The sequence below is a fragment of the Sphingobacterium sp. SYP-B4668 genome, from assembly GCF_027627455.1.
In the GTDB taxonomy this organism is placed as follows: Bacteria; Bacteroidota; Bacteroidia; order Sphingobacteriales; family Sphingobacteriaceae; genus Sphingobacterium.
This window is the reverse complement of record NZ_CP115483.1, coordinates 4,947,441-4,970,795: the sequence shown is the minus strand read 5'-3', so window position 1 is coordinate 4,970,795 and position 23,355 is coordinate 4,947,441. Positions and strand designations below refer to the sequence as shown.

The window sequence follows — 23,355 nt, the reverse complement described above, 5'->3', positions numbered from 1 at the left end:
ATTAAAGATTGTCTTTATTTCTTATGGTCCTTTAGACGTATAAATCTCGAATCTGTTGTGATGCATTTTTATTGTCTATTTTTTTGAGAATGTGCTCGATACGCCCCTGTTCGTTAATAACAAATGTAGTGCGGGCTGTGCCCATATATTTTTTTCCATACATGTTCTTCTCTACCCATACACCGTATTTCTCAACGAGACTCTTGTCCTCATCAACCAATAATTGAAATGGAAGCTCGTGCTTGGTGATGAATTTTTGATGGGATGCCCCCCCATCAATACTTACACCCAATACCTCAAACCCATCCTTTTTGAGCGATTGATAATTGTCCCTAAAATTGCAAGCCTCAGTTGTACACCCCGGTGTATTGTCCTTCGGATAAAAATAAAGAATAACCTTCTTTCCTTTGAAATCATGGAGATTCACGATCTCGCCGTTTTGGTTTTTAGCGCTAAAATCCGGCGCTTGCTGCCCTACTTCCAGTGTTGCCATATTGTTATGATTCTTTGTAATTCTTACTATTATAAATACTAAACCTTGTAAAGCACTACTTTGAAAAGCTGGCTTCATATGTCTTGACATTATCTTTCAAATCCCGTACCTCCAGTTTAAAGGTATGTGTTCCCTTACCTAATGATGGTTCGAAGCTATGCCATACATGTCGATTTTTAGGGTCATACTCCATTAATACCCATTGGCCATCAATATATCCATTGAAGCTCTGGATGCCAGAAAGATGATCCGAAATGGTGAAATCTATTCGAGATTGGTTGGTTAAATTTTTTCCGTTACTTAAATTTCGAGGTGTAATCACCGGGGCGACTGTATCCACGGCTATATAGAAACTGCCCATATCTCGTAGAGAAGTAGTTACCCAACCGTTTTCATAACGCCCGCCTTTCGAACGCCCTTTATCGTCAACCACTATCGCCTTAGTCTGCAGTCGGGACGAGAGCGTTGCGTCAGGTTTGAGACTGAGCTTGTAGCTATCCAATAGTGGCACCATATCATTGTGGACTTGATGCAGGTTGCTATACCCTCCTTTTGGTTTCGAGCCCTCAGCATGATTAAAATAGAGATCATTGTACAATATACCTTTAGGGGTCGTTATGCGCATGTTATTGGTGCTGTAATTATTTTCTTGGCCATATTTGAATATTGCTGTCCCTTTTTGGGGCTTGCGTGAAATGGTGTATGTCGGGTTTTGCTGCACGGTAAAACCGACCTTACTCGTATTGCCATGCACATCCTTTACAATATACTCGATCTCGTGCGGATTGTTGTCCCGTAGTTCGATGAAGCCTAGATTGTCAAGATGCCTATATATTGGAGCAGTGTTGTTGGGGTCCTTAAAGCTTTTTTGGATTTTTGCTTTTGTCTTGACAAAGTAAGGATAGTCGATATACGAATTGAGTGCTCGTGAAGTAGCAAAAGAAAGCTCTTCAAAGACCACCGTACTGATGGGTTTCCCGTCTAGCAACAGTTCGATGGAATAGACCCCAAAACTAAATGTCGTCCCCGTATGGCGGTCGATAGCGTTGATGCCTAATCCAAATCGTCCATTTACGGGGATAGGAGCTGCGCTTGTCAGTGCATACTTACCTGTGCCTAGGGCCTTGATTGTCTGATGTCGACGCGGTGTATTTTCATCAAATACATCTGTGCCAATATCATAGACGGTCATACCTCTAATAATTGGGGGAACATCATCTTTAAAATACAACCCGAATAACTGCGAGTTCAACGGGTTTTGTGTCTTGGTGTCACGGATTTCAAAGTGTAAGTGTGGCCCACCTGAGCCGCCCGTATTTCCGGATTTTCCTAAAAGCTGGCCTTTGGAGACCAGGACTCTATTACGAGCTATTTCTACATCTACATCATAACTCTTTTTCCTATACTGCTCATCCTTGATAATCTGTGATAGCTGCTCATTGAAGCTGTCCATATGTAGGTATACAGAAGTATATCCATTGGGATGGTCTACATATACCGATAGGCCACCCCCACCGATTTGCACCCTCACGCGTGAGACAAACCCTTCGGCAACGCTATAAATCGGGATACCTGTACGTTGCTGTGTCCGATAATCATTCCCAGCATGAAAATGGGTGCCCCTCAGCTCACCAAAACCTCCAGATGCTTGAGGTGCTATATCCATAGGCTGTCTGAAATAATTTTGAGGGTATGTGCGGGACTTGAGGACGCTCTGCGAAAATGCAGAAGCAACTGTAAATGTCAATAGACCCAAAAATATACTTAGTTTTTTCATCCGATTATCTATTATTCATTCGCTGATAACCCCTTTTCTGCGGTGTAGGGTAAGTATCATGCAATCGTTTATTATTCAGTTTAGGATGCTCAAGCAGCCTTTGGTAGTCTCTGTGTATACATTCAACGCTATAGTAAGCTTCTCGTCTGCGCCACAGAGGCTTTATTTGATAGCACAAGTAAACATGCTTTGTTGTCCAATAAAGCCTTCCAGATGATCGCCAATCGCAATTGGACCTACACCGGCAGGTGTTCCGGTGTATATGAAGTCACCTTTTCGGAGAGTGATGTATTGGGAGATAAATACAATCAGTTGACCGTAAGAAAAAATCAAATCCCGTGTGTTCCCCTCTTGGACGATATTCCCATTTTTTTGTAGACTGAATGCTATCTGATCAGGATTTTCAAAATCGGTTATAGGAATAAGAGAACTAATGACAGCTGAACTATCAAAGGATTTGGCCAGCTCCCAAGGCAATCCTTTTTCTTTATGCTGCTGCTGAATATCCCGAGCCGTGAAATCTACTCCTAGACCAACAGCATCATAATATGTGGTGGCAAACTTAGGGGATACGTGCTTCCCTTCTTTGCAGATCCGTAGGACCACTTCCACTTCGTAATGGATATCGGTAGAAAAATCTGGATAATAAAAATCTTTATTGTCTTTAAGAAGCGCAGTATCTGGCTTCATAAAGATAACAGGCGTTTCGGGTACTGGATTATTGAGTTCTTTGGCGTGGTCGATGTAGTTGCGACCTACTGCGATTATCTTCATATCGATTGACGTGTATATACTAAGGGTATTCTAGAGACAACTGTATTGAAGGAGAAGCCTCCTATTCTGTCGTAACTTAACAAACTTAGACAAACTTGTTTTTTTTAACAAGTGTTTATTCGGATTTGTGACAAGGGAGCGTATCGATATAGGCCAATTGTGGAAGAGGATATTGTTTAAGGTCGCAACATTCGGGTTTAATTCTGCATCAATTCGGATCAACTACACCAATACTTAGATATTAATAGAGAATTAATAGTGTATTGAGAAAGAGTTAACAGGGGGTTGATAGAGGTACAACCTCTATCAACCCCCTGTTAACTCTCTATAAAGACTTGATTAATACTTTTTTAGTTGTATATTTAGTACGAAGTGGATACGAATCTGTAGCGAATTACTAACCAATCATACACTCAAAATTATGGCAGTATCAAAGAATGGAATACAGGGGACCTTTTCCGGGAAAATAGGTTCTATTGTGGGTTATCAACTTAATGGCCAAAATGTCATTAGGACGGTGGGGAGACGGGCTCCATCCCAAAAATTCAGTGAATTGGAGCTGATTAATCAAGGGCGGATGCGAGCCGTATCAAGTTTTCTTAAGATGATAAGGCCGTTTATTGTATTTGGTTATCAGCATCTTGCCCCTAAAGGGAGCCGGGTTGGTCCATTTCAAATGGCGCAATCTTATGCGTTAAAAAATGCCATTAAGTATGGCGAAGGAAACAAACCGTTGATAGATCCGGAGAAGGTGTTGGTTTTTAGAGGTGACCTGTTGCCACCGCAAAATGTGAAGGTGAGCTTAACAGATACTAGGGTGACAATTACGTGGGATGTACAAAATCGGATGGGGAACAATGTCCTGATTGCACTCTTGTATGATGGACATGACTATCGGCAATTTCGAGAAGTGGGAAGTTTGGAGTCGATAGGGATGGATATTTGGGACTTACCTTGGATACCTAAGGATGGTCGTGCAATATATGTCTATGTAGGTTTTCACAATACCTTAATCAATAAATTGTCAGATAGCGTCTACGGAGGAACTATTTAGTTGTTTAATCGGTTCTTAACAATCAAATTCCTATTTTTACCTGTTAACGATTTTAGAACAAAAACATGAACGATTTGCAAGCTGTATTTTTTGATTTAGACGGGACATTGATTGATTCGGAATACTATTACTTTAAAAATTGGGGACCTATTATAGCTGAGGAGTTCGGTATTGAATTGACATTTGAAGATTGGGTCAGACATTTTGCTGGACATACGTTGGTCTCGAATGTAGAGACCATACGTGAGGTATACGGCGTGGACACCACAGTTGAATTTATGTGGACGCGTACACGTGCAGCATATGAGTCTTCTGATATGACGACAATTAATTTGATGCCCTATGCTCGAGAAATCTTGACGAATCTTAAAGAAAAAGGTACTCAGATTGCATTGGTAACCTCTAGTTATAGAACTACGGTAGATAAAGTTTTGGGACATCATGGACTATTGCCTTACTTTTCAATAATTATCACTCGAGATAGCGTGCAGCAGCCCAAACCCAATCCCGAACCATACTTGCTGGCGGTTGAAGAAATGGGGATAGATGCACAGAACTGTTTGGTGATTGAAGATACGATTACTGGGACCACGGCGGCGCAGGCAGCAGGACTCTATTGTATAGCGGTCTCGGAACAACCGATAGAGCGTGAAAAATTGAAAGTAGCAGATCAATTGTTTAGCAATCTCGAACAGGTGTGGAATTTTTTGAAGAATTAAAATACACCCTAAGAAATGACGTGTCACGAGGAGGTTGTGCCGTCTAATCGTTTTAGCTTTTTGATATTTGTTAGAATATTTCTAATATTACAGATTATAAACAAAATCGTATGAACCGGAGGACTGCGGTAAAGCAACTTTTTATTATTGCGGGGGGATTGGCCTTAATGCCATCTTGCTTACGCGAACAGGGAGGTACATCCATCGATCTGCACGTTATCAAAATGACGGCTCAGGATGAAGCGTTTTTAGCCAATTTAGTTGATATGCTAATCCCAGAAACGGATTCACCAGGAGGTAAAAAGTTAAATCTCCACCTCTTTGTGATGAAGATGGTCGATGATTGTCATTCTCCTGAAGACCAAAAAGCTTTCCTCGAGGGGCTAGCTATAGCGAGGAAAGAACTGGACGGGAAGTCTCCTGACCATCTAAAAACTTATTTTGAAGGTCAGGAGAAAGCTGAAGAGAAATCCCCTTTTTATGGAATTTTCAAAAGAAGGACTATACAAGGGTACTTGAACTCTGAGTACGTCATGAAAAACAAGCTCATATATGAGTTAGTGCCGGGGCGCTACAATGGGGAAATGAAAATCATTGCATAATAAGGAATCGTTTGAATGGCAAATATTAATACACGGAGTGTACAGGAGAGAACATACGATGCTATTGTAATTGGATCGGGTATCAGCGGTGGATGGGCAGCGAAAGAGCTATGTGAAAAAGGATTGAAGACCTTGGTTTTGGAACGTGGGAGAGATGTAAAGCACGTAAAAGACTATCCAACAACGAACCTCTATCCTTGGGAATTCGAACACCGTGGCGAGATGCCCTATCAGGTAAAGCAAGATAACCCAGTTGTTAATCGATGCTATGCTTTCCATGAAGATGCTGCACATTTTTTTGTAAAGGATCATGAACATCCTTATATACAAGAGAAACCTTTTGATTGGATAAGAGGATATCAGGTAGGGGGCAAGTCTCTTTTGTGGGCTAGGCAGACACAGCGTTGGTCTGACTTTGATTTTGATGGACCTGCTCGCGACGGATTTGCGGTAGATTGGCCTATACGCTATGCCGACCTAAAGCCATGGTACGACTATGTCGAGCGATTTGCGGGCATAGCGGGCGATAAAGACGGGCTTCCAGAGCTCCCAGATGGAGAGTTTTTACCGGGATATCCATTGAATATCGTCGAAAAGTATTTTCAGCAGACTATGCAGGCAAAGTTTCCGGAACGTAAGGTAATATCTGCACGTTGCGCGCATCTATCGAAACCGAACCAAATACATTTGGATCAAGGGCGTGTGCAGTGTCAAAATCGAACCTTATGTCAACGAGGATGTCCCTTTGGTGGTTATTTTAGCTCCAATGCATCCACTATACCTTGGGCTGCAAAAACAGGTAATATGACCTTGCGCCCTCTTTCTGTCGTTCATTCTATATTGTACGATGATGACAAAGGGAAGGCGATAGGCGCGCGCGTATTGGATACTGAAACGAAGGAGGAAATCGATTTTTATGCAAAGGTGATTTTTGTCAATGCTGCCGCACTTAATACGAATTTGATCCTCTTGAATTCAAAATCCAAACGCTTTGAGAATGGATTAGGAAATGATAGCGGAACGTTGGGTAAGTATGTCGCTTTTCACAACTATAGTGCGCGTATATATGCCGAATATGAAGGCTATCTCGATTATACTACTGATGGCCGTAATCCTGCAGGAGGAGGATATATTCCGAGATTCCGAAACCTACACAAACAAGAGACAGATTTTTTGAGAGGGTACGCTGCTGGCTTCGGAGCTTATCGTTCCAAAAATGCAGATCAGTCTGGCTATGGGGAGTCTCTTAAGAATAATCTATTGAATCCGCAGTATGGTATTTGGGGGGTAGGGTCCCATATGATGGGCGAAACCATTCCTAAAGAATCTGGACAGGTTACTTTGGATGACAGCCGGAAAGATGCTTGGGATATACCTTTATTGAAGATTGCGGTAGATTATGACGATAACGATGCAAAGATGAAAAAGGATTACTTAGAGCAGATGACAGCGATGTTTGAAACAGCTGGCTTTACCAATATCCAGCAACATGATCAAGGGCAGTCACCAGGATTGGATATACATGAAATGGGTGGAGCGCGTATGGGCCACGATCCTAAAACATCCGTACTTAATAAGTGGAATCAAATGCATGCTGTACCGAATGTATTTGTGACAGATGGTGCCGCGATGACCTCAACTTCAACTCAAAATCCTTCGTTAACCTATATGGCTTTTTCTGCAAGAGCTGTAGATTATGCGATACAGGAAATGAAAAAAGGAAATATATAGAAAAAGCCCTTTAAGGCTACTATCGCTAACAAAAAGGCTCCCTCTTCATGATTATGAAGAGGGAGCCTTTTTGTTTTGAAACTTTCTATTTTTTTCGAACTACTATATGTGAAGCATCTTCTTATATTAATATAGTGTAAAAAAGGTTTGTGTTTTTCGAGCTAAAACAATTAACTTTAATCTAACCGGAAAAACATGCCGATATTTTGGCTTTTATTTAACTGCAACATTATTTGAGTCATTCTTTGATTTGAAAAGGTTTCCAAGATAGAAGCAATCTCGGACTAATTATAAATAATAATTGAAGAGCTGGAAAATTATATAGGACTACAACTGAAGTGTTGGGTGAAATATAAAACGTTTTAGCTTTACAAACACACAACTATACTATAAATAACTAACTAACATGAAACATTACATGAAACATGATTGGCCTGTAGGTCGTCGGTCGAGGTGGTGGATTGTCCCACTTTCTCTTTTGGCTCTAAATTATGCCTCTGCATCTCCCAGCAGACTGCTCCCGAATGAAAGCAAGCGTGTTTATTTGTCAAATGCCACACAGGAGTCGGTCAGCGGTCGAGTGTTTGATGCGCAGACCAAAAGCCCTTTGGCGGGTGTGACTGTCACGGTAAAAGGTACAACGGTGAGCGCCCAGACGGATGAAAACGGGAACTTCACCTTAAATGCAAAGGTTGGTGACACCTTGCAGGTTTCGTATGTGGGCTTTAAGAAATCGGAAGTGCCTATAACATCATCCTCAGGAATTACTATTAACCTAACTTCTGAAAGTGAGGCTTTAGAAGAGGTTGTGGTGGTGGGTTACGGAACCATGCGTAAGTCAGATGTGACCGGATCTATTTCCATAGCTAAAGGCGAAGATATGATTAAAACCCAAAGTTTTAGCGCACTGGAAAACCTAAGGGGAAAGGCTGCAGGCGTGAATATTTTTTCTAATTCGAGCCAGCCGGGGGCTTACGCCAATAGGGTGGTGATTCGAGGGAACTCTACGATTACTTCTTCCTCTAATCCCTTATATGTCGTGGATGGAGTTGTAATGGAAGATTTTCATCTTTTGAATCCTAATGATATCGAACGGATAGAGGTGCTGAAAGATGCATCTTCTGCCGCTATTTATGGTGCGAGAGGGGCAAATGGGGTCATTATGGTCACGACAAAACGAGGAAGTAAAGATGGCCGGAAGACACTTAGCTATCAAGGTTCTGCGGGTGTGAGTTCTGTGGCACGTTATATGGATTTGTTGAATGCGCAGGAGTGGACAGATGCCTTTATGATAGGTCTGGAAAACGAAAATAAGTATCAAGGGAAGAATTGGTCTTTAGACAGGACTACTTGGTTTACGGATCAGAACTACTTTGACGCAGGCGGCAACCCGATATACGATACGGATTGGCAAAGGGAAGCGAGTAGAACCGCAATTTCCCAAAATCACCAAGTGAACATACAACAAGGCGACGAGAGCTCCTCAGTAGGTGCTTTCTTAAATTATAGCGATCAACAAGGGGTATTGTTGAATACGTTTAGTAAACGTGTCAATGGTAAGTTGGCCTATGATGCAAAACCTGCAAAATGGTTATCGACAAACGTCAATCTGTTAGTGAATCATACTTGGGGTCGGTATACACCTGAGGATGGCGGTGGACAGGAAGCAAGACGAACTATGATTGAAATGCTGCCTTGGCTTCCCGTACGTGATGCGAATGGAGATTATACTTCTTCGTCTTCCTCTAATATGGCCGACGCCTTTGGATTCGAGGGTATGGCAAATCCAGTATCTATTTTGGACCTACAAAAGCGTATGCGCTATAATACCCAGATTTTTGGAAATGCGGCGTTAACCTTTCACCTTATGGAGGGGTTGGATTTAAAAACACAATTTGGTGTGGATAGCCACAAAAAGGATTACAAGGGATATTCATCCATTCTTCTTAATAATATTTCTCGACCAAATGGCTGGGCAGAGATTGAAAATACCAATACACTCTATTGGCAAGAAGAGACCTATTTAACATATAATAAGACTATAGATCGTCACCGGATCAACGGGATGGTAGGATTGTCTTGGCAGGAACGAACCTACAGCATCGATCGGTCTAGAACGGAAGGATTTGGTGATGATTTCTACGAGTGGAACAATATGGGGGTAGGAACCACTCCTGGGGCTCCGACATCAGATTGGAGTAGATGGGCTATGAACTCTTATTTTTTGCGTATGGCTTATACGTATAACGATCGTTATTCAGCAACAGTGACAGGTCGTTACGACGGATCTTCAAGATTCGGGAAGAATAATAAATATGCTTTCTTCCCATCCGTTGGATTTGCGTGGAATGCGTCAAATGAAGATTTTCTAAGGGATAATAGTACAATCAGTAATTTGAAATTTCACACCAGCTATGGTCTGACCGGAAATTCGGAGATTAACCCCTATGAGTCGATCGCAAAAACAAGGGCTGGTACCATTTTGTTGAATGGATCACGTGCACCATTTTCATATCTTAATAACATCGCAAATGATGATCTTAAATGGGAAAAGACGGCGCAGTATGACGTGGGAGTAGAACTCGGACTATTTGCCAATAGATTAAATTTTGATGTGTCCTACTACCAAAAGAAGACGACAGACCTCTTGTTGGAAGTGCCGCTTCCACGCACAACGGGATATAAGTCGGTATTGATGAATGTCGGGTCTGTGCAAAATCGTGGTTTAGATATTATGGTGAGTGCCTCACCAGTAAAAAATGAAGTATTTAGTTGGAATACCAGCTTGAATATGAATTACAATAAGAACGAAGTGTTGAAACTCGGAGAGAATAATGCTGATATCCTGCGCAATGAATGGGTTGGGGGTGCAAATGGTATTATCCGCGTGGGCGAAAACATGAATAGCTTTTATGGATATAAGCGCTATGGTATATATACCATCCAAGATTACGAGGCCGGTGAAGCTACCTTGGCACAAGTAGGTAGGCCTAAGCGTTCGAAAGAGAAGGAAATCTTGGGTAAGGGAACACCTGACTGGACTGGAAGTTTTATCAATACATTTAATTATAAAAACTTTGATTTGACTTTGGATTTACAATTTGTATATGGCGTGGAGACCATGCAGCAGTTCTATCATTCTACCTACGATCGCTTCGGTATTACCAATGGATTAAAGGAGATACTTACCGATGCCTACAATGGATCTAATCCTAATACGATGCAACAGGCTATCTACTTGACTAATTCCGGACATGCGGGTCAAGATACTAATGTAGACTCGTCGTGGGTCGTAGATGGTTCTTTCTTGCGAGTAAACCTTCTTCAATTGGGCTATACGTTTGCCCCTAATTTATGTAAATCAATTGGTATCTCTGGATTGCGGGTATATGGTAGCGCTAACAATCCTTGGCTTTTGATGTCAGATGATTTTAAAGGATACGATCCAGAAAGCACATCGCAAGGGGATAACAATAAGTTCGGTCAAAATGTGACCTTCTTTTCTTATCCGAGAGCCAAAACCTTTACGCTAGGATTAAATGTAACTTTATAAAATTTAAGGAGAATAATAAGATGAAAATATATATAACAGGGCTTCTGCTGATCGCTGGCCTACTATCCTTTACTTCATGTAGCGATTTTCTAGATGAAGAACCAAAATACTCTATACCGTCACAAGAGTACTATAAGACAGAAACGCAGGCTCGAGCAAATGTTAATGCACTGTACCGTCGAGGAGCTCCTCAACGTTATTCGGATGCTGCAAGTGCCTACGTAGGGCCAAACGCTTCTATCCCCACCATGCTGACGGGATATTTTACCAATAGTTATGAAGGGCAAGAATTGGTCTGTCTGTACGCTAAAGAGTTGACACGTCAGCAACACACCAGCGTAATATCACCGACGATGAATAGTATATGGGATAGCTGCTATGCAGCCATCAATACGGCTAATGGAGCCATTAAGTATATCCCAGGGATTAAAATGGAGGCTGCAAATGTAGACAAGTTGGTCGCTGAGGCAAAATTTTTCCGGGCCTATAACTATTTCTATCTGATTAAGACGTTTGGAGATGTGCCATTAGTGGTAGAGCCTTATGAAAAGTTAGAAAACCTTTATCCAGAAAGAAACACTACTGCATCTGTATATGCTGTAATTGAGGCCGACTTAAAGGAAGCGGTAGAAAAATTACCGGCAACTACTTTCTTGGCAAATGCCCGTCGCATTACAAAGTACGCGGCTGCTATGGCACTTGCCAATGTGTATTTACAGCAAAATAAATTTGCTGAAGCGGCTACTTATGCAAAGATAGTAACCAGTTCAGCACATAAACTAACACCTAATGGGGATTATGGGACTAACAGTGCGTTTAATAAGTTGCGCACCACTGATGATTTGGATGAGGTGATCTATGCTCAAGAATTCGATGCCGGGATTCGTAATAGTAGTTGGTGGCCTACCTATGCCTTCAGTTCTTCCGCTACAGCTGTTTTTACATCTTATTCTATCTTTGAGCGGGTGTTTGGTCCCACGGATCGTTTCCTAAATGTATATGGTGTCAACGATTTGCGTATAAAACCCAATCAATTTTTTCACTGGGAGTATACACACCCTACTACGGGAAAAAAATGGACTTCTCAAGCGGCGGGTGTGTGGTATTATTTTGACGAAGCGGCAGTACTCGGTGCTGGACAGGGAACTAAAGACTGGAATTTCTACCGTTTCTCTGAAGCGCTGTTAATAGCGGCTGAAGCCATTGCGAAAAGCACGGGAGTGACCGCCGAAGCCGCAGGATACCTTGCTCAGGTTCGATCGAGAGCTGACGTTACCGGCAAGACCGTGGCAGAGTACACGAGCGAATTGCAGGTTTTGTCAGTCGATAGATTTGTTGAAGAGTGTTGGACAGAGCGACTACGTGAGTTGCCATTGGAATTTAAGATGTGGGATGATTGTCTGAGGACAGGTAAATTTCCAGTTATCTCGCCAACGGAGAAAGGAAAGGTCGAGTATCAGACACTGATTGGTGCAAAGAACGGATTTGGAGCAACTTTCAAGGAGTCAGATCTTCTTTGGCCAATATCACCAGATGAGTTGCAACGCAATAAGAGTCTGAAGCAAAATCCGGGCTATAATTAGTAGTTCTGTAGAATAGATAAAGGGATGCTGATTCCGGTGTCCCTTTATTTAATAAAGGTGGTAATCATATGATAGAGTCTGTGGCCTATCATATGATTATATTTTGTATTTGTCGTCAGGATGAGGTAGTCTTACTGACTACAAGCTCTTTTCGACTAGGGCTAGTGCTTTATCCAAGTGTTCGACAGTCACATTTAAATGTGGTCTGAAGCGAATGCTTTTCTCTCCACATCCTAATATCAAGAGTTTATTGGCCATTGTATTTTTTACAAATTGATCTCGTTTAGCCTCTGTTTCGAAATCAAAGGCCACTAAAAGGCCCTTGCCCCTTATATTTTGAATTTGAGGGTACCTTACAGCCAAATTTTCTAATTTTTCAAATAGGTAATGGCCTAGCTTTTCAGCATGATGGACGAGATTGTCGCGCTCAATGACTTCTAAGATTAGCTTAAAACGGACCATATCCACTAGGTTGCCACCAAATGTAGAGTTGATACGACTTGATTCTTGGAATACATGGTGAGCCACTTGGTCAAACTTGTTACGGTTGGCCAACAGTCCACATACTTGGGATTTTTTACCAAATGCAATGATATCTGGTAAGATGTCATAATGTTCGTATGCCCACATCTTACCGGTCATTCCTAATCCGGTTTGTACTTCATCCAAAATGAATATAATGTTATGCTGATCACAGATAGTCCTTAATTTTTTGAAAAACTCTTTTCGGAAATGATTATCTCCACCTTCGGCCTGAATTGGTTCTATTATTAGGCAGGCAATGTCATTCGGATTTTTGGCAATGGCTGTTTCTATTTCGTGAATTGCTTGTTGTTCCGATTTGATTGTTTCGGAGACGCCCTCTTCGGTCAATGGAAAATGAAGCTTCGGGTTGATGATACGTGGCCAGTCAAACTTGGGAAAGTACATGTATTTCCGAGGATCCTTGGTGTTGGTCAACGAGAGTGTATAGCCCGTACGGCCATGAAAGGCCTGTTTAAAATGGATAACCTGACTGGCTTCCTGCTGGATCCCGTGAGATAAATTAAACCTGGTTTTCCAGTCAAAGGCAGCTTTTAATGCGTTTTCCACCGCAAGAGCTCCGCCATCTATAAAGAAACAATAGCTAAGTTCCTTGGGGATGGCTACACGATCGAAGGTGTCAACAAAATCTGCAAATTCTATTGGATATATATCCGATAAAGCTAATTTGTTGATCGCCACCTTTTTGAGAAGGTCGGTGTTGTTGACAATGTGGTGGTGATTATACCCAATAGGGGAAGAGGCAAACATACTAAACATGTCCAGATACTCCACCCCATGGATGTCTACGATATAGGAGTCGTGAGACTTCTCTAAGTCGATAACCATAGGTAGCCCATCTGCCAATATATGCTTGGATAATCTTTCGTGAACTGTTGCTGTCATAATTCTTGTATTTATAAACGAGGCTATATATGATGTTATAAATTGAAGGTAATGCCTTGGGCAAGTGGTAAGTCAGTAGTATAGTTTATCGTATTGGTCTGCCTACGCATGTAGAGTTTCCAGGCGTCCGATCCAGATTCACGTCCTCCGCCTGTTTCTTTCTCCCCTCCAAAGGCTCCCCCTATTTCGGCACCTGAAGTCCCAATGTTGACATTTGCAATCCCACAGTCGGATCCCTTATTGCTGAGGAATAGCTCGGCTTCACGTAGGTCGGACGTCATGATCGCGGAGGAAAGGCCTTGTACGACATCGTTCTGTAGAGCGATTGCTTGCTGTACTTCACCGTTATATTTGATAAGATATAAGATGGGGGCAAAGGTTTCGGTCTGTACGATATCGTAGTGGTTTTCGACTTCCGCAATCACGGGTTTGACATAACAGCCGCTTTCATACCCCTCTCCAGATAAAATACCTCCTTCTACGAGTATTTGACCGCCCTGGGTTTTTATTTTTTCAATAGCCGCTGTGTAAGTTTCTACTGCTGCTTTATCAATGAGTGGACCCATATGGTTTTGGACATCTAGCGGATCTCCGATGTGTATTTGAGCGTAAGCGGCTACCAAGGCTGCCTTTACTGTGTTATAAATGTCTTCGTGGATGATAAGTCTACGGGTACTCGTGCAACGTTGACCAGCGGTACCTACGGCCCCAAATACCGCTCCTATGATGGTCATCTTAAGGTCGGCATTGGGTGTTACGATGATTGCATTGTTTCCTCCCAGTTCAAGAAGGGACTTGCCCAATCGTTCGGCAACGGTTACAGCTACGGCACGCCCCATACGGGTAGAGCCCGTAGCGGATACCAATGCGATACGTTTGTCAGCGCTTATCCATTTGCCGATTTCAGCGTCACCGGTGACAACCGATGAAATACCGTCGGGAAGGTTATTGTTCTTCAGGATCTCGACAAGGATATGTTGGCAGGCTAGTGCGCAGACGGGTGTTTTTTCACTTGGTTTCCAGATGACAACGTCGCCACATACTAATGCCAATGTTGCATTCCATGACCATACTGCTACGGGAAAGTTGAAAGCGGTGATAATACCTACCAATCCAAGTGGGTGGTATTGGTCATACATGCGGTGTCCAGGACGTTCGGAATGTATAGTGTTGCCATATAATTGGCGGGATAAGCCAACTGCAAAATCGCAGATGTCAATCATTTCTTGTACTTCTCCCAAGCCTTCTTGGTAGGATTTGCCCATCTCATAAGAAACGAGCTTACCCAACACAGGTTTAAGTTCCCTGAGTTTGATACCTAGTTGACGGACAATTTCGCCTCGTTTGGGAGCGGGGATATCTTTCCACAGCTGTGCTGCCGTTGTGGCGGTCTGGATGACGTCTTCATATTCGGTATAGGTGGTTGAGGTGACTTTTGCAATTTCCTTGCCATCGACCGGGGAAAACGAAGTAATCAATTCGCCAGAAGCAAACCAATTGGCGCCGGTGGACGTGCCTGGATTTTCTTCCTTAATCCCTAATTTCTCTAATTCTTTTCTAATCATGGATTCTGTTATTGTTCGTTTGTTTTTTAAAAATAGGGAATAATTTTCTGGTTTTATAATAATTACATGAATATAATTTGTTTTATGTTGCGGTCTAAATAATGTGTATCTTTAAATTTAATCTCGAACATATCTGTCTCTGTGAAATATCCATTTGGCACAGATTGGGCAAATATGAATGATTGGGAAATAGCATGAATAGCTGTTAAAATAGGGTTATAACATAGTTGGGATTCGGGAGATGGATCCAAAAGTAATTATATAGATATGAAAGAGGTCGACTATTTTCAGGTACAAGAACTGCTGTCAGAAGAACATTTGATGATTCAGGGGATGATTCGTGAATTCATCAACAGAGAGGTAAAGCCTTTTATTGATGTCGCTGCTCAAGAGCACCGGGAATTGTCAGGACTTATGTTGAAGTTGGGGGCAGTAGGTGCATTGGGATCTTATATTCCTCAAAAATACGGTGGGGCTGGTTTGGATCAAATCGCATATGGTCTTATCATGCAAGAATTGGAAGCAGGGGATTCGGCAGTTCGTTCTGCTGCTTCGGTGCAGTCATCTTTGGTGATGTTTCCGATTTATACATATGGCAGTGAGGAGCAACGTGTAAAATATTTGCCCAAATTGGCGAAGGGGGAGTGGGTTGGGAGCTTTGGCTTGACCGAACCTAACCATGGTTCAGATCCAGCACGCATGGAAACGAAACTTGTAAAATCGGGAACGGGGTACCTCCTTAATGGAGCGAAAATGTGGATTACAAATGCCCCCGTTTGCGATTTGGCAGTGGTATGGGCCAAAGATGAAGAGGGTAAGATAAGAGGGGTAATCGTGGAGCGGACAATGGTGGGTTTTAGCACGCCAAAGACGGAAAATAAATGGTCATTACGGGCTTCTATGACAGGAGAGTTGATTTTTAACGATGTGTATATCCCAAGGGAAAATGTACTTCCAGATGTGCGGTCTATGAAGGGGCCGTTGTCTTGTCTTAACTCTGCTCGATACGGGATATCCTGGGGGGTTATCGGTGCTGCGATAGATTGTTACCAAACTGCACTGAAGTATGCTATGGAAAGAGAGCAGTTTGGAAGGCCGATTGCAGCCTATCAATTACAGCAAAAGAAATTAGCGGAGTTTTTGACGGAGATTACTAAGGCGCAATTGATGTCTTGGCGATTGGGCGTATTAAAGAATGAAGGCCGCGCTACACCACAGCAGATTTCCATGGCTAAACGTAACAATGTGAATATGGCGCTACAAATCGCGAGAGAGTCTAGGCAACTTTTAGGCGCTATGGGTATTGTGGGAGACTTTCCAATTATGCGGCACATGATGAATTTGGAATCTGTCATCACTTATGAAGGAACGCATGATATCCATCTGTTAATTACTGGGCAAGATATCACGGGCTTTAGCGCCTTTTAGGGGGCGATTGTATCGCTGGGGAGTTGTATTTGTCTTCAATGGTAATTTTTGTATTTTAGGCCTTTCAACTAAAACTAAATCGTGGTGAAAAAAAATCTATTCCTTTTTGTCTGTGTTGGCTTATTGTCTTTTTGGGGATGCGCCGTTAAGAAAACGGATGAGCAATCAAGTGTGAAGACAGTCCATGGTTGGAAATCTTTGTTTAATGGGAAGGACATTAAGGATTGGAATGTCAAGATTCATCATCATGATTTTGGTGTAAATTATGGTAACACTTTTCGGGTAGAGGATGGAACGATTCAGGTGCGCTACGACCAATACGGAGATTTTAATGAACAATATGGTCATCTCTATTATAAAACACCGTATTCATATTATCATCTAAAATTGGAATACCGTTTTGTAGGCGAGTTGCATAAAGGTGCTCCTGATTATACTCTGCGGAATAGTGGTGTAATGTTTCATTCTCAGGATCCGAAATCCATGCCTAAGGAGCAAGATTGGCCGATTTCTGTGGAAATGCAATTTTTGGGTGGGTTGAGCGATGGAAATCCAAGACCTACCGGTAACATGTGCTCACCTGGTACCAATGTGGTTTATCAGGGGAAGATTGCAGCGTCTCATTGTTTAAACTCTACTTCGAAAACATATGATGGGGACCAATGGGTAAGGGCGGAGCTAATTGTCCTCGGGGATTCGTTGATTACGCATATTATAGAAGGCGATACGGTTCTTCAGTATTCCAAGCCCCAAATAGGTGGAGGTGTAGCTAATCGCTATGATCCTAAACTTAAAATCGATGGACGCCTGTTAAAGAGCGGTTATATTGCGCTACAGAGCGAGGGTCAGCCTGTGGATTTTAAAAATATACAGATTAAGGACCTATCGTCTGCGTATAAGTAATTGTATTTCCACTTGCTCCTAAGCGATGGTTTCTCTTGTCTTTTTTGCTTAAAGATGACTTTGTTCCTATGTAAAGCGGATGTTGCTTCGGTTTTTTTTAAAATATCTCTCCTATTATCAACCCGTTACCTATTTTAGGTAAAAAACTTTGTTTGAAAGTTTGGAAGTGGTTGTTTAAAAGTGCTACCTTTGCACCACTCCGCAAGGGAGGTATGGTCCGATCGCGAGGTCGTTCCGTTTGAAAGAGGGGATTGGCGATGTGTTCCGGCGAACAATTTTAAAATAAAGTTTGCGGATGTCGAAAATATCCCTACCTTTGCAGTCCCTTCGGAAACGGAGGGTTTTGGAAACAGGAAAACGATCGGGGCGCAAAGCCCTGTGAGATATATGCCGGAACGCGAGTCGAGGCAGATGAGTTCTTTAAGGAAATGATCATGTAACGTAACGAGTAGCTGGGATTTTTCCGGGCGAAAGTTCGGAAAACGAAAGCCAAGCCAATCAGGTCGGGAAATTAAAAAAGACAATTCTATTTATGTTATAGATAGTTAGAGTCGACACTTCATTTTACAATGGAGAGTTTGATCCTGGCTCAGGATGAACGCTAGCGGCAGGCCTAATACATGCAAGTCGAACGCGATCGGGGTGCTTGCACCCCGTGAGAGTGGCGCACGGGTGCGTAACGCGTGAGCAACCTACCCTTGTCAGGGGGATAGCCCGGCGAAAGTCGGATTAACACCGCATGACATCCCTGGAGGGCATCTTCCGGGGATCAAATATTCATAGGACAGGGATGGGCTCGCGTGACATTAGCTAGTTGGCGGGGTAACGGCCCACCAAGGCGACGATGTCTAGGGGCTCTGAGAGGAGAATCCCCCACACTGGTACTGAGACACGGACCAGACTCCTACGGGAGGCAGCAGTAAGGAATATTGGTCAATGGGCGCAAGCCTGAACCAGCCATGCCGCGTGCAGGATGACTGCCCTATGGGTTGTAAACTGCTTTTGTCGGGGAATAAACCCACCTACGAGTAGGTGGCTGAACGTACCCGAAGAATAAGGATCGGCTAACTCCGTGCCAGCAGCCGCGGTAATACGGAGGATCCAAGCGTTATCCGGATTTATTGGGTTTAAAGGGTGCGTAGGCGGTCTTTTAAGTCAGGGGTGAAATACGGCAGCTCAACTGTCGCAGTGCCCTTGATACTGAAGGACTTGAATATGGTTGAGGTATGCGGAATGAGACAAGTAGCGGTGAAATGCATAGATATGTCTCAGAACACCGATTGCGAAGGCAGCATCCCAAGCCATCATTGACGCTGATGCACGAAAGCGTGGGGATCGAACAGGATTAGATACCCTGGTAGTCCACGCCCTAAACGATGATAACTCGATGTTGGCGATAGACAGTCAGCGTCCAAGCGAAAGCGTTAAGTTATCCACCTGGGGAGTACGCCCGCAAGGGTGAAACTCAAAGGAATTGACGGGGGCCCGCACAAGCGGAGGAGCATGTGGTTTAATTCGATGATACGCGAGGAACCTTACCCGGGCTTGAAAGTTACTGAAGTATCCAGAGACGGATACGTCCTTCGGGACAGGAAACTAGGTGCTGCATGGCTGTCGTCAGCTCGTGCCGTGAGGTGTTGGGTTAAGTCCCGCAACGAGCGCAACCCCTATGTTTAGTTGCCAGCACGTCAAGGTGGGGACTCTAAACAGACTGCCTGCGCAAGCAGAGAGGAAGGTGGGGACGACGTCAAGTCATCATGGCCCTTACGTCCGGGGCTACACACGTGCTACAATGGTCGGTACAGCGGGCAGCTACACAGTAATGTGATGCCAATCTCTGAAAGCCGATCACAGTTCGGATTGAGGTCTGCAACTCGACCTCATGAAGTTGGATTCGCTAGTAATCGCGTATCAGCAATGACGCGGTGAATACGTTCCCGGGCCTTGTACACACCGCCCGTCAAGCCATGAAAGTTGGGGGTGCCTAAAGCATGTAACCGCAAGGAGCGTGTTAGGGCAAAACCGATAATTGGGGCTAAGTCGTAACAAGGTAGCCGTACCGGAAGGTGCGGCTGGAATACCTCCTTTCTAGAGTACCTGATAGGTACTCGTTACGTACATACATGATCGACCTAGGAAAAAGAAATGGAATAAGGTCCGTCCCTATATATGGAGGTCGGTACCGAGAGAGATATAAGCTAGTCCCGTAGCTCAGTTGGTTAGAGCACTACACTGATAATGTAGGGGTCAGCAGTTCAAATCTGCTCGGGACTACGATCGGTTATACGGGGGATTAGCTCAGCTGGCTAGAGCACCTGCCTTGCACGCAGGGGGTCAACGGTTCGAATCCGTTATTCTCCACGAACGCCGCCGTCCTATATGGATTGCGTGCGCAAAGAGTTCTTTGACATATTGAAAGAAAAAAATTACAAGAGAAGACAACAGTAGGGACGTTTTCCTTTTGGGGAACGTAACGACAAGCACTTCCATGGTAGCAAAAGGGCCATGAGGAGGAAGAAAGTAAATAAGGGCACACGGAGGATGCCTAGGCTCTCAGAGGCGATGAAGGACGTGATAAGCTGCGATAAGCCACGGGGATCGGCAAATGCGACTCGATCCGTGGATTTCCGAATGGGGAAACCTGGCATACTGAAGGTATGCCGTACAATACGCGAACGCGCTGAACTGAAACATCTAAGTAGGCGTAGGAGAAGAAAATAACAATGATTTCCCAAGTAGTGGCGAGCGAACGGGAAAGAGCCCAAACCCATCATGTTACGGCATTTTGGGGGTTGTAGGACCACGATATTGCATTGGCGCTATGAACTGGAACCGGTTGGGAAACCGGGCGATATGGGTGATAGCCCCGTACAGGCAAAGAATGCCAGCATAGTGGTATCCTGAGTACCGCGGGGTCGGAGACGCCCTGTGGGAATCCGGCGGCACCATCCGCCAAGGCTAAATACTCCTGAGAGACCGATAGTGAACCAGTACCGTGAGGGAAAGGTGAAAAGAACCCCGAACAGGGGAGTGAAAAGAACCTGAAACCGTGTGCTTACAAGCGGTCGGAGCGGACAAGTTCCGTGACGGCGTGCCTTTTGCATAATGAGCCTACGAGTTACTCTTGTCTGGCAAGGTTAAGCGGTTCAGCCGCGCAGCCGAAGCGAAAGCGAGTCTTAATAGGGCGCATAGTCAGATGAGGTAGACGCGAAACCTTGTGATCTACCCTTGGGCAGGTTGAAGTTGCAGTAACATGTAATGGAGGACCGAACCGATAAACGTTGAAAAGTTTCCGGATGACCTGAGGGTAGGGGTGAAAGGCCAATCAAACTGGGAAATAGCTCGTACTCCCCGAAATGTTTTTAGGAACAGCGTGAGAATAGAGTCTAGCAGAGGTAGAGCTACCGATTGGGTGCGGGGGAGTCAAATCCTACCAAATCCAGACGAACTCCGAATGCTGTTAGATATGTCTTGCAGTGAGGCTCTGGGTGCTAAGGTCCAGGGCCGAGAGGGAAAGAACCCAGACCATCGGCTAAGGTCCCCAAATGTAGTCTAAGTTGAACTAACGAGGTCCGGTTGCCCAGACAGCTAGGATGTTGGCTTGGAAGCAGCCATTCATTTAAAGAGTGCGTAACAGCTCACTAGTCGAGCGGCCGGGCGTGGATAATAAACGGGCATCAAGATTACTACCGAAGCCATGGATTCATACAGCGATGTATGTCTGGTAGGGGAGCATTCCATCGGGGGCGAAGCAGCATGGCAATGTGCTGTGGACCTTATGGAAAAGCAAATGTAGGCATAAGTAACGATAAGGCGGGTGGGAAACCCGCCCACCGAAAGACTAAGGTTTCCTGATCAACGCTAATCGGATCAGGGTTAGTCGGGGCCTAAGGTACACCCGAAGGGGGATAACCGATGGACAACTGGTCAATATTCCAGTACTTTTTATAACTGCGATGTGGTGACGGAGTAGTGACACTGCCGCGGACTGACGGAATAGTCCGTTGAAAGGCGTAGGTATAGGGACGGTAGGCAAATCCGCCGACCCTGCTGAAACCCAATAGTACAGCAAAGCTCCGGCGGCGCTGATAGAGCAGGTAAACAGACTTCCAAGAAAACCCGCTAAGCTCCAGGTTATAAAAACCCGTACCGTAAACCGACACAGGTAGTCGAGGAGAGGATCCTAAGGTGCTCGAGTGAATCATGGCTAAGGAACTCGGCAAAATGGCCCTGTAACTTCGGGAGAAGGGGCGCTTCCTCACGAGAGTGAGAAGCCGCAGTGAAAAGGCCCAGGCGACTGTTTAACAAAAACATATGGCTTTGCGAAATCGCAAGATGAGGTATAAGGCCTGACACCTGCCCGGTGCTGGAAGGTTAAGAGGGGATGTCATCGCAAGAGAAGCATTGAATCGAAGCCCCAGTAAACGGCGGCCGTAACTATAACGGTCCTAAGGTAGCGAAATTCCTTGTCGGGTAAGTTCCGACCTGCACGAATGGTGTAACGATCTGGGCGCTGTCTCAGCCATGAGCTCGGTGAAATTGTGGTATCGGTGAAGACGCCGATTACCCGCAACGGGACGGAAAGACCCCATGCACCTTCACTATAGCTTAACATTGGAATTGGGTACAGGATGTGTAGGATAGGCGGGAGATGTTGAAGTGGCTTCGCCAGGAGCCATGGAATCAACCTTGAAATACCGCCCTTTCTGTATCCGGTTTCTAACTCGATTATGTCGAGGACATTGTTTGGTGGGTAGTTTGACTGGGGTGGTCGCCTCCAAAAAGGTAACGGAGGCTTTCAAAGGTAAGCTCAGTACGCTTGGTAACCGTACGCGGAGTGCAATGGCATAAGCTTGCTTGACTGTGAGACCGACAAGTCGAACAGGGTCGAAAGACGGACATAGTGATCCGGTGGTTCTGTATGGAAGGGCCATCGCTCAAAGGATAAAAGGTACGCTGGGGATAACAGGCTGATCTCCCCCAAGAGCTCATATCGACGGGGAGGTTTGGCACCTCGATGTCGGCTCGTCACATCCTGGGGCTGGAGAAGGTCCCAAGGGTTGGGCTGTTCGCCCATTAAAGTGGCACGCGAGCTGGGTTCAGAACGTCGCGAGACAGTTCGGTCCCTATCTGTTGTGGGCGTTGGAAGTTTGAGTGGATCTGACCTTAGTACGAGAGGACCGGGTTGGACCGACCGCTGGTGAACCTGTTATGCCGCCAGGTGTACGGCAGGGTAGCTACGTCGGGGATAGATAAGCGCTGAAAGCATCTAAGTGCGAAACTAGCCACGAGATGAGACTTCCTTAGAGGGCCGTAGTAGATGACTACGTCGATAGGTTGTAGGTGTAAAGGTAGAGATACCATAGCCGAGCAATACTAATAGCCCGAAGCTTTCTCAAGCAGAGGACACTGTTGTCTTCCTCTTTGTTTTTTTCTTTCGATTGTCTATAGATACGACCATAATGTGTCGTACCAAAAAGGATTTCAGGTGCCTATATCGGCGGTGTCTACCTCTTCCCATTCCGAACAGAGAAGTCAAGCCCGCCAGAGCCGATGGTATTGCCGTAACAGGTGGGAGAGTAGGTCGGTGCCTTTTTTTATACGCCCCCCCGGGAAACCGGGGGGGCTTTTTTTGTTTCCCTCCCCGGGGGACACAACAGCCCATATTCCCATCGTATCCCAGGGGATACTGGAACCGTATTCGCAACGGATGCAAACGATTGTGCTGATTGAGCAAACGGTTGC

Annotated in this window: 13 protein-coding genes, 2 tRNA genes and 3 rRNA genes; 13 read left to right on the top strand and 5 right to left on the bottom strand. The window is 44.4% G+C overall.

Features of this window, described 5'->3' with window-relative positions; all coding sequences use genetic code 11:
• Positions 1-31: 31 nt before the first annotated feature.
• From bcp to OQ289_RS20255, 3 genes are all read right to left on the bottom strand, one after another.
• Positions 32-493, bottom strand: a complete 462-nt coding sequence (gene bcp, locus OQ289_RS20265; protein WP_033566085.1) for a thioredoxin-dependent thiol peroxidase — start codon at positions 491-493, stop codon at positions 32-34.
• A gap of 55 nt (positions 494-548) precedes the next feature.
• On the bottom strand, positions 549-2,270 hold the full coding sequence (locus tag OQ289_RS20260; RefSeq protein WP_270088557.1) for a M23 family metallopeptidase: 1,722 nt from the start codon (positions 2,268-2,270) through the stop codon (positions 549-551).
• A gap of 162 nt (positions 2,271-2,432) precedes the next feature.
• The gene (locus OQ289_RS20255; RefSeq protein WP_270088556.1) at positions 2,433-3,044 is read right to left on the bottom strand and encodes a fumarylacetoacetate hydrolase family protein; all 612 of its coding nucleotides are present in this window, start codon (positions 3,042-3,044) and stop codon (positions 2,433-2,435) included.
• A gap of 421 nt (positions 3,045-3,465) precedes the next feature.
• Here OQ289_RS20255 and OQ289_RS20250 point away from each other — a divergent pair, with 421 nt between their 5' ends.
• From OQ289_RS20250 to OQ289_RS20225, 6 genes are all read left to right on the top strand, one after another.
• Entirely contained in the window at positions 3,466-4,098 is a 633-nt protein-coding gene (locus OQ289_RS20250; protein WP_270088555.1) for a DUF6266 family protein, read from the top strand.
• Between the two features lie 65 nt (positions 4,099-4,163).
• On the top strand, positions 4,164-4,817 hold the full coding sequence (locus OQ289_RS20245; RefSeq protein WP_270088554.1) for an HAD family hydrolase: 654 nt from the start codon (positions 4,164-4,166) through the stop codon (positions 4,815-4,817).
• A 110-nt stretch (positions 4,818-4,927) separates the two neighbouring features.
• A complete protein-coding gene (locus OQ289_RS20240; protein WP_033566090.1) occupies positions 4,928-5,419 on the top strand; it encodes a gluconate 2-dehydrogenase subunit 3 family protein in 492 nt (163 codons plus the stop codon).
• Between the two features lie 15 nt (positions 5,420-5,434).
• Positions 5,435-7,150, top strand: coding sequence for a GMC oxidoreductase (locus OQ289_RS20235; protein WP_270088553.1), 1,716 nt, complete (start codon positions 5,435-5,437; stop codon positions 7,148-7,150).
• A gap of 406 nt (positions 7,151-7,556) precedes the next feature.
• The gene (locus tag OQ289_RS20230) at positions 7,557-10,703 is read left to right on the top strand and encodes a SusC/RagA family TonB-linked outer membrane protein (RefSeq protein ID WP_270088552.1); all 3,147 of its coding nucleotides are present in this window, start codon (positions 7,557-7,559) and stop codon (positions 10,701-10,703) included.
• Positions 10,704-10,723: 20 nt separating this feature from the next.
• The gene (locus OQ289_RS20225) at positions 10,724-12,286 is read left to right on the top strand and encodes a RagB/SusD family nutrient uptake outer membrane protein (RefSeq protein WP_270088551.1); all 1,563 of its coding nucleotides are present in this window, start codon (positions 10,724-10,726) and stop codon (positions 12,284-12,286) included.
• Between the two features lie 138 nt (positions 12,287-12,424).
• On the opposite strand, the gene lat is transcribed toward OQ289_RS20225, so the two are convergent.
• Positions 12,425-13,714, bottom strand: coding sequence for an L-lysine 6-transaminase (lat, locus tag OQ289_RS20220; RefSeq protein ID WP_270088550.1), 1,290 nt, complete (start codon positions 13,712-13,714; stop codon positions 12,425-12,427).
• Positions 13,715-13,749: 35 nt separating this feature from the next.
• Positions 13,750-15,279, bottom strand: coding sequence for an L-piperidine-6-carboxylate dehydrogenase (gene amaB / locus OQ289_RS20215; protein WP_270088549.1), 1,530 nt, complete (start codon positions 15,277-15,279; stop codon positions 13,750-13,752).
• A 267-nt stretch (positions 15,280-15,546) separates the two neighbouring features.
• On the opposite strand from amaB, the gene OQ289_RS20210 reads away from it, so the two are divergent.
• The 7 genes from OQ289_RS20210 (at position 15,547) to rrf (ending at position 23,206) form a co-directional block, all read left to right on the top strand.
• A complete protein-coding gene (locus tag OQ289_RS20210; RefSeq protein WP_270088548.1) occupies positions 15,547-16,707 on the top strand; it encodes an acyl-CoA dehydrogenase family protein in 1,161 nt (386 codons plus the stop codon).
• Between the two features lie 84 nt (positions 16,708-16,791).
• Complete coding sequence (locus OQ289_RS20205) at positions 16,792-17,610, top strand: 3-keto-disaccharide hydrolase (RefSeq protein ID WP_270088547.1); 819 nt, start codon at positions 16,792-16,794, stop codon at positions 17,608-17,610.
• A 566-nt stretch (positions 17,611-18,176) separates the two neighbouring features.
• Positions 18,177-19,698: ribosomal RNA gene (locus tag OQ289_RS20200) — 16S ribosomal RNA — on the top strand.
• Between the two features lie 112 nt (positions 19,699-19,810).
• A tRNA-Ile gene (locus OQ289_RS20195) sits at positions 19,811-19,884 on the top strand.
• 13 nt (positions 19,885-19,897) lie between these two features.
• Positions 19,898-19,971, top strand: a tRNA-Ala gene (locus OQ289_RS20190).
• 153 nt (positions 19,972-20,124) lie between these two features.
• Positions 20,125-23,009: ribosomal RNA gene (locus OQ289_RS20185) — 23S ribosomal RNA — on the top strand.
• 85 nt (positions 23,010-23,094) lie between these two features.
• Positions 23,095-23,206: ribosomal RNA gene (rrf, locus tag OQ289_RS20180) — 5S ribosomal RNA — on the top strand.
• The 16S, 23S and 5S rRNA genes sit together here with 2 tRNA genes alongside, the layout of an rRNA operon.
• Positions 23,207-23,355 lie beyond the last annotated feature (149 nt).

Excerpts from the sequence above, each read along its gene's own strand:
- bcp (WP_033566085.1), bottom strand. The coding sequence starts at position 493 with ATGGCAACACTGGAAGTAGGGCAGCAAGCGCCGGATTTTAGCGCTAAA.
- OQ289_RS20260 (WP_270088557.1), bottom strand. The coding sequence starts at position 2,270 with ATGAAAAAACTAAGTATATTTTTGGGTCTATTGACATTTACAGTTGCT.
- OQ289_RS20255 (WP_270088556.1), bottom strand. The coding sequence starts at position 3,044 with ATGAAGATAATCGCAGTAGGTCGCAACTACATCGACCACGCCAAAGAA.
- OQ289_RS20250 (WP_270088555.1), top strand. The coding sequence starts at position 3,466 with ATGGCAGTATCAAAGAATGGAATACAGGGGACCTTTTCCGGGAAAATA.
- OQ289_RS20245 (WP_270088554.1), top strand. The coding sequence starts at position 4,164 with ATGAACGATTTGCAAGCTGTATTTTTTGATTTAGACGGGACATTGATT.
- OQ289_RS20240 (WP_033566090.1), top strand. The coding sequence starts at position 4,928 with ATGAACCGGAGGACTGCGGTAAAGCAACTTTTTATTATTGCGGGGGGA.
- OQ289_RS20235 (WP_270088553.1), top strand. The coding sequence starts at position 5,435 with ATGGCAAATATTAATACACGGAGTGTACAGGAGAGAACATACGATGCT.
- OQ289_RS20230 (WP_270088552.1), top strand. The coding sequence starts at position 7,557 with ATGAAACATTACATGAAACATGATTGGCCTGTAGGTCGTCGGTCGAGG.
- OQ289_RS20225 (WP_270088551.1), top strand. The coding sequence starts at position 10,724 with ATGAAAATATATATAACAGGGCTTCTGCTGATCGCTGGCCTACTATCC.
- lat (WP_270088550.1), bottom strand. The coding sequence starts at position 13,714 with ATGACAGCAACAGTTCACGAAAGATTATCCAAGCATATATTGGCAGAT.
- amaB (WP_270088549.1), bottom strand. The coding sequence starts at position 15,279 with ATGATTAGAAAAGAATTAGAGAAATTAGGGATTAAGGAAGAAAATCCA.
- OQ289_RS20210 (WP_270088548.1), top strand. The coding sequence starts at position 15,547 with ATGAAAGAGGTCGACTATTTTCAGGTACAAGAACTGCTGTCAGAAGAA.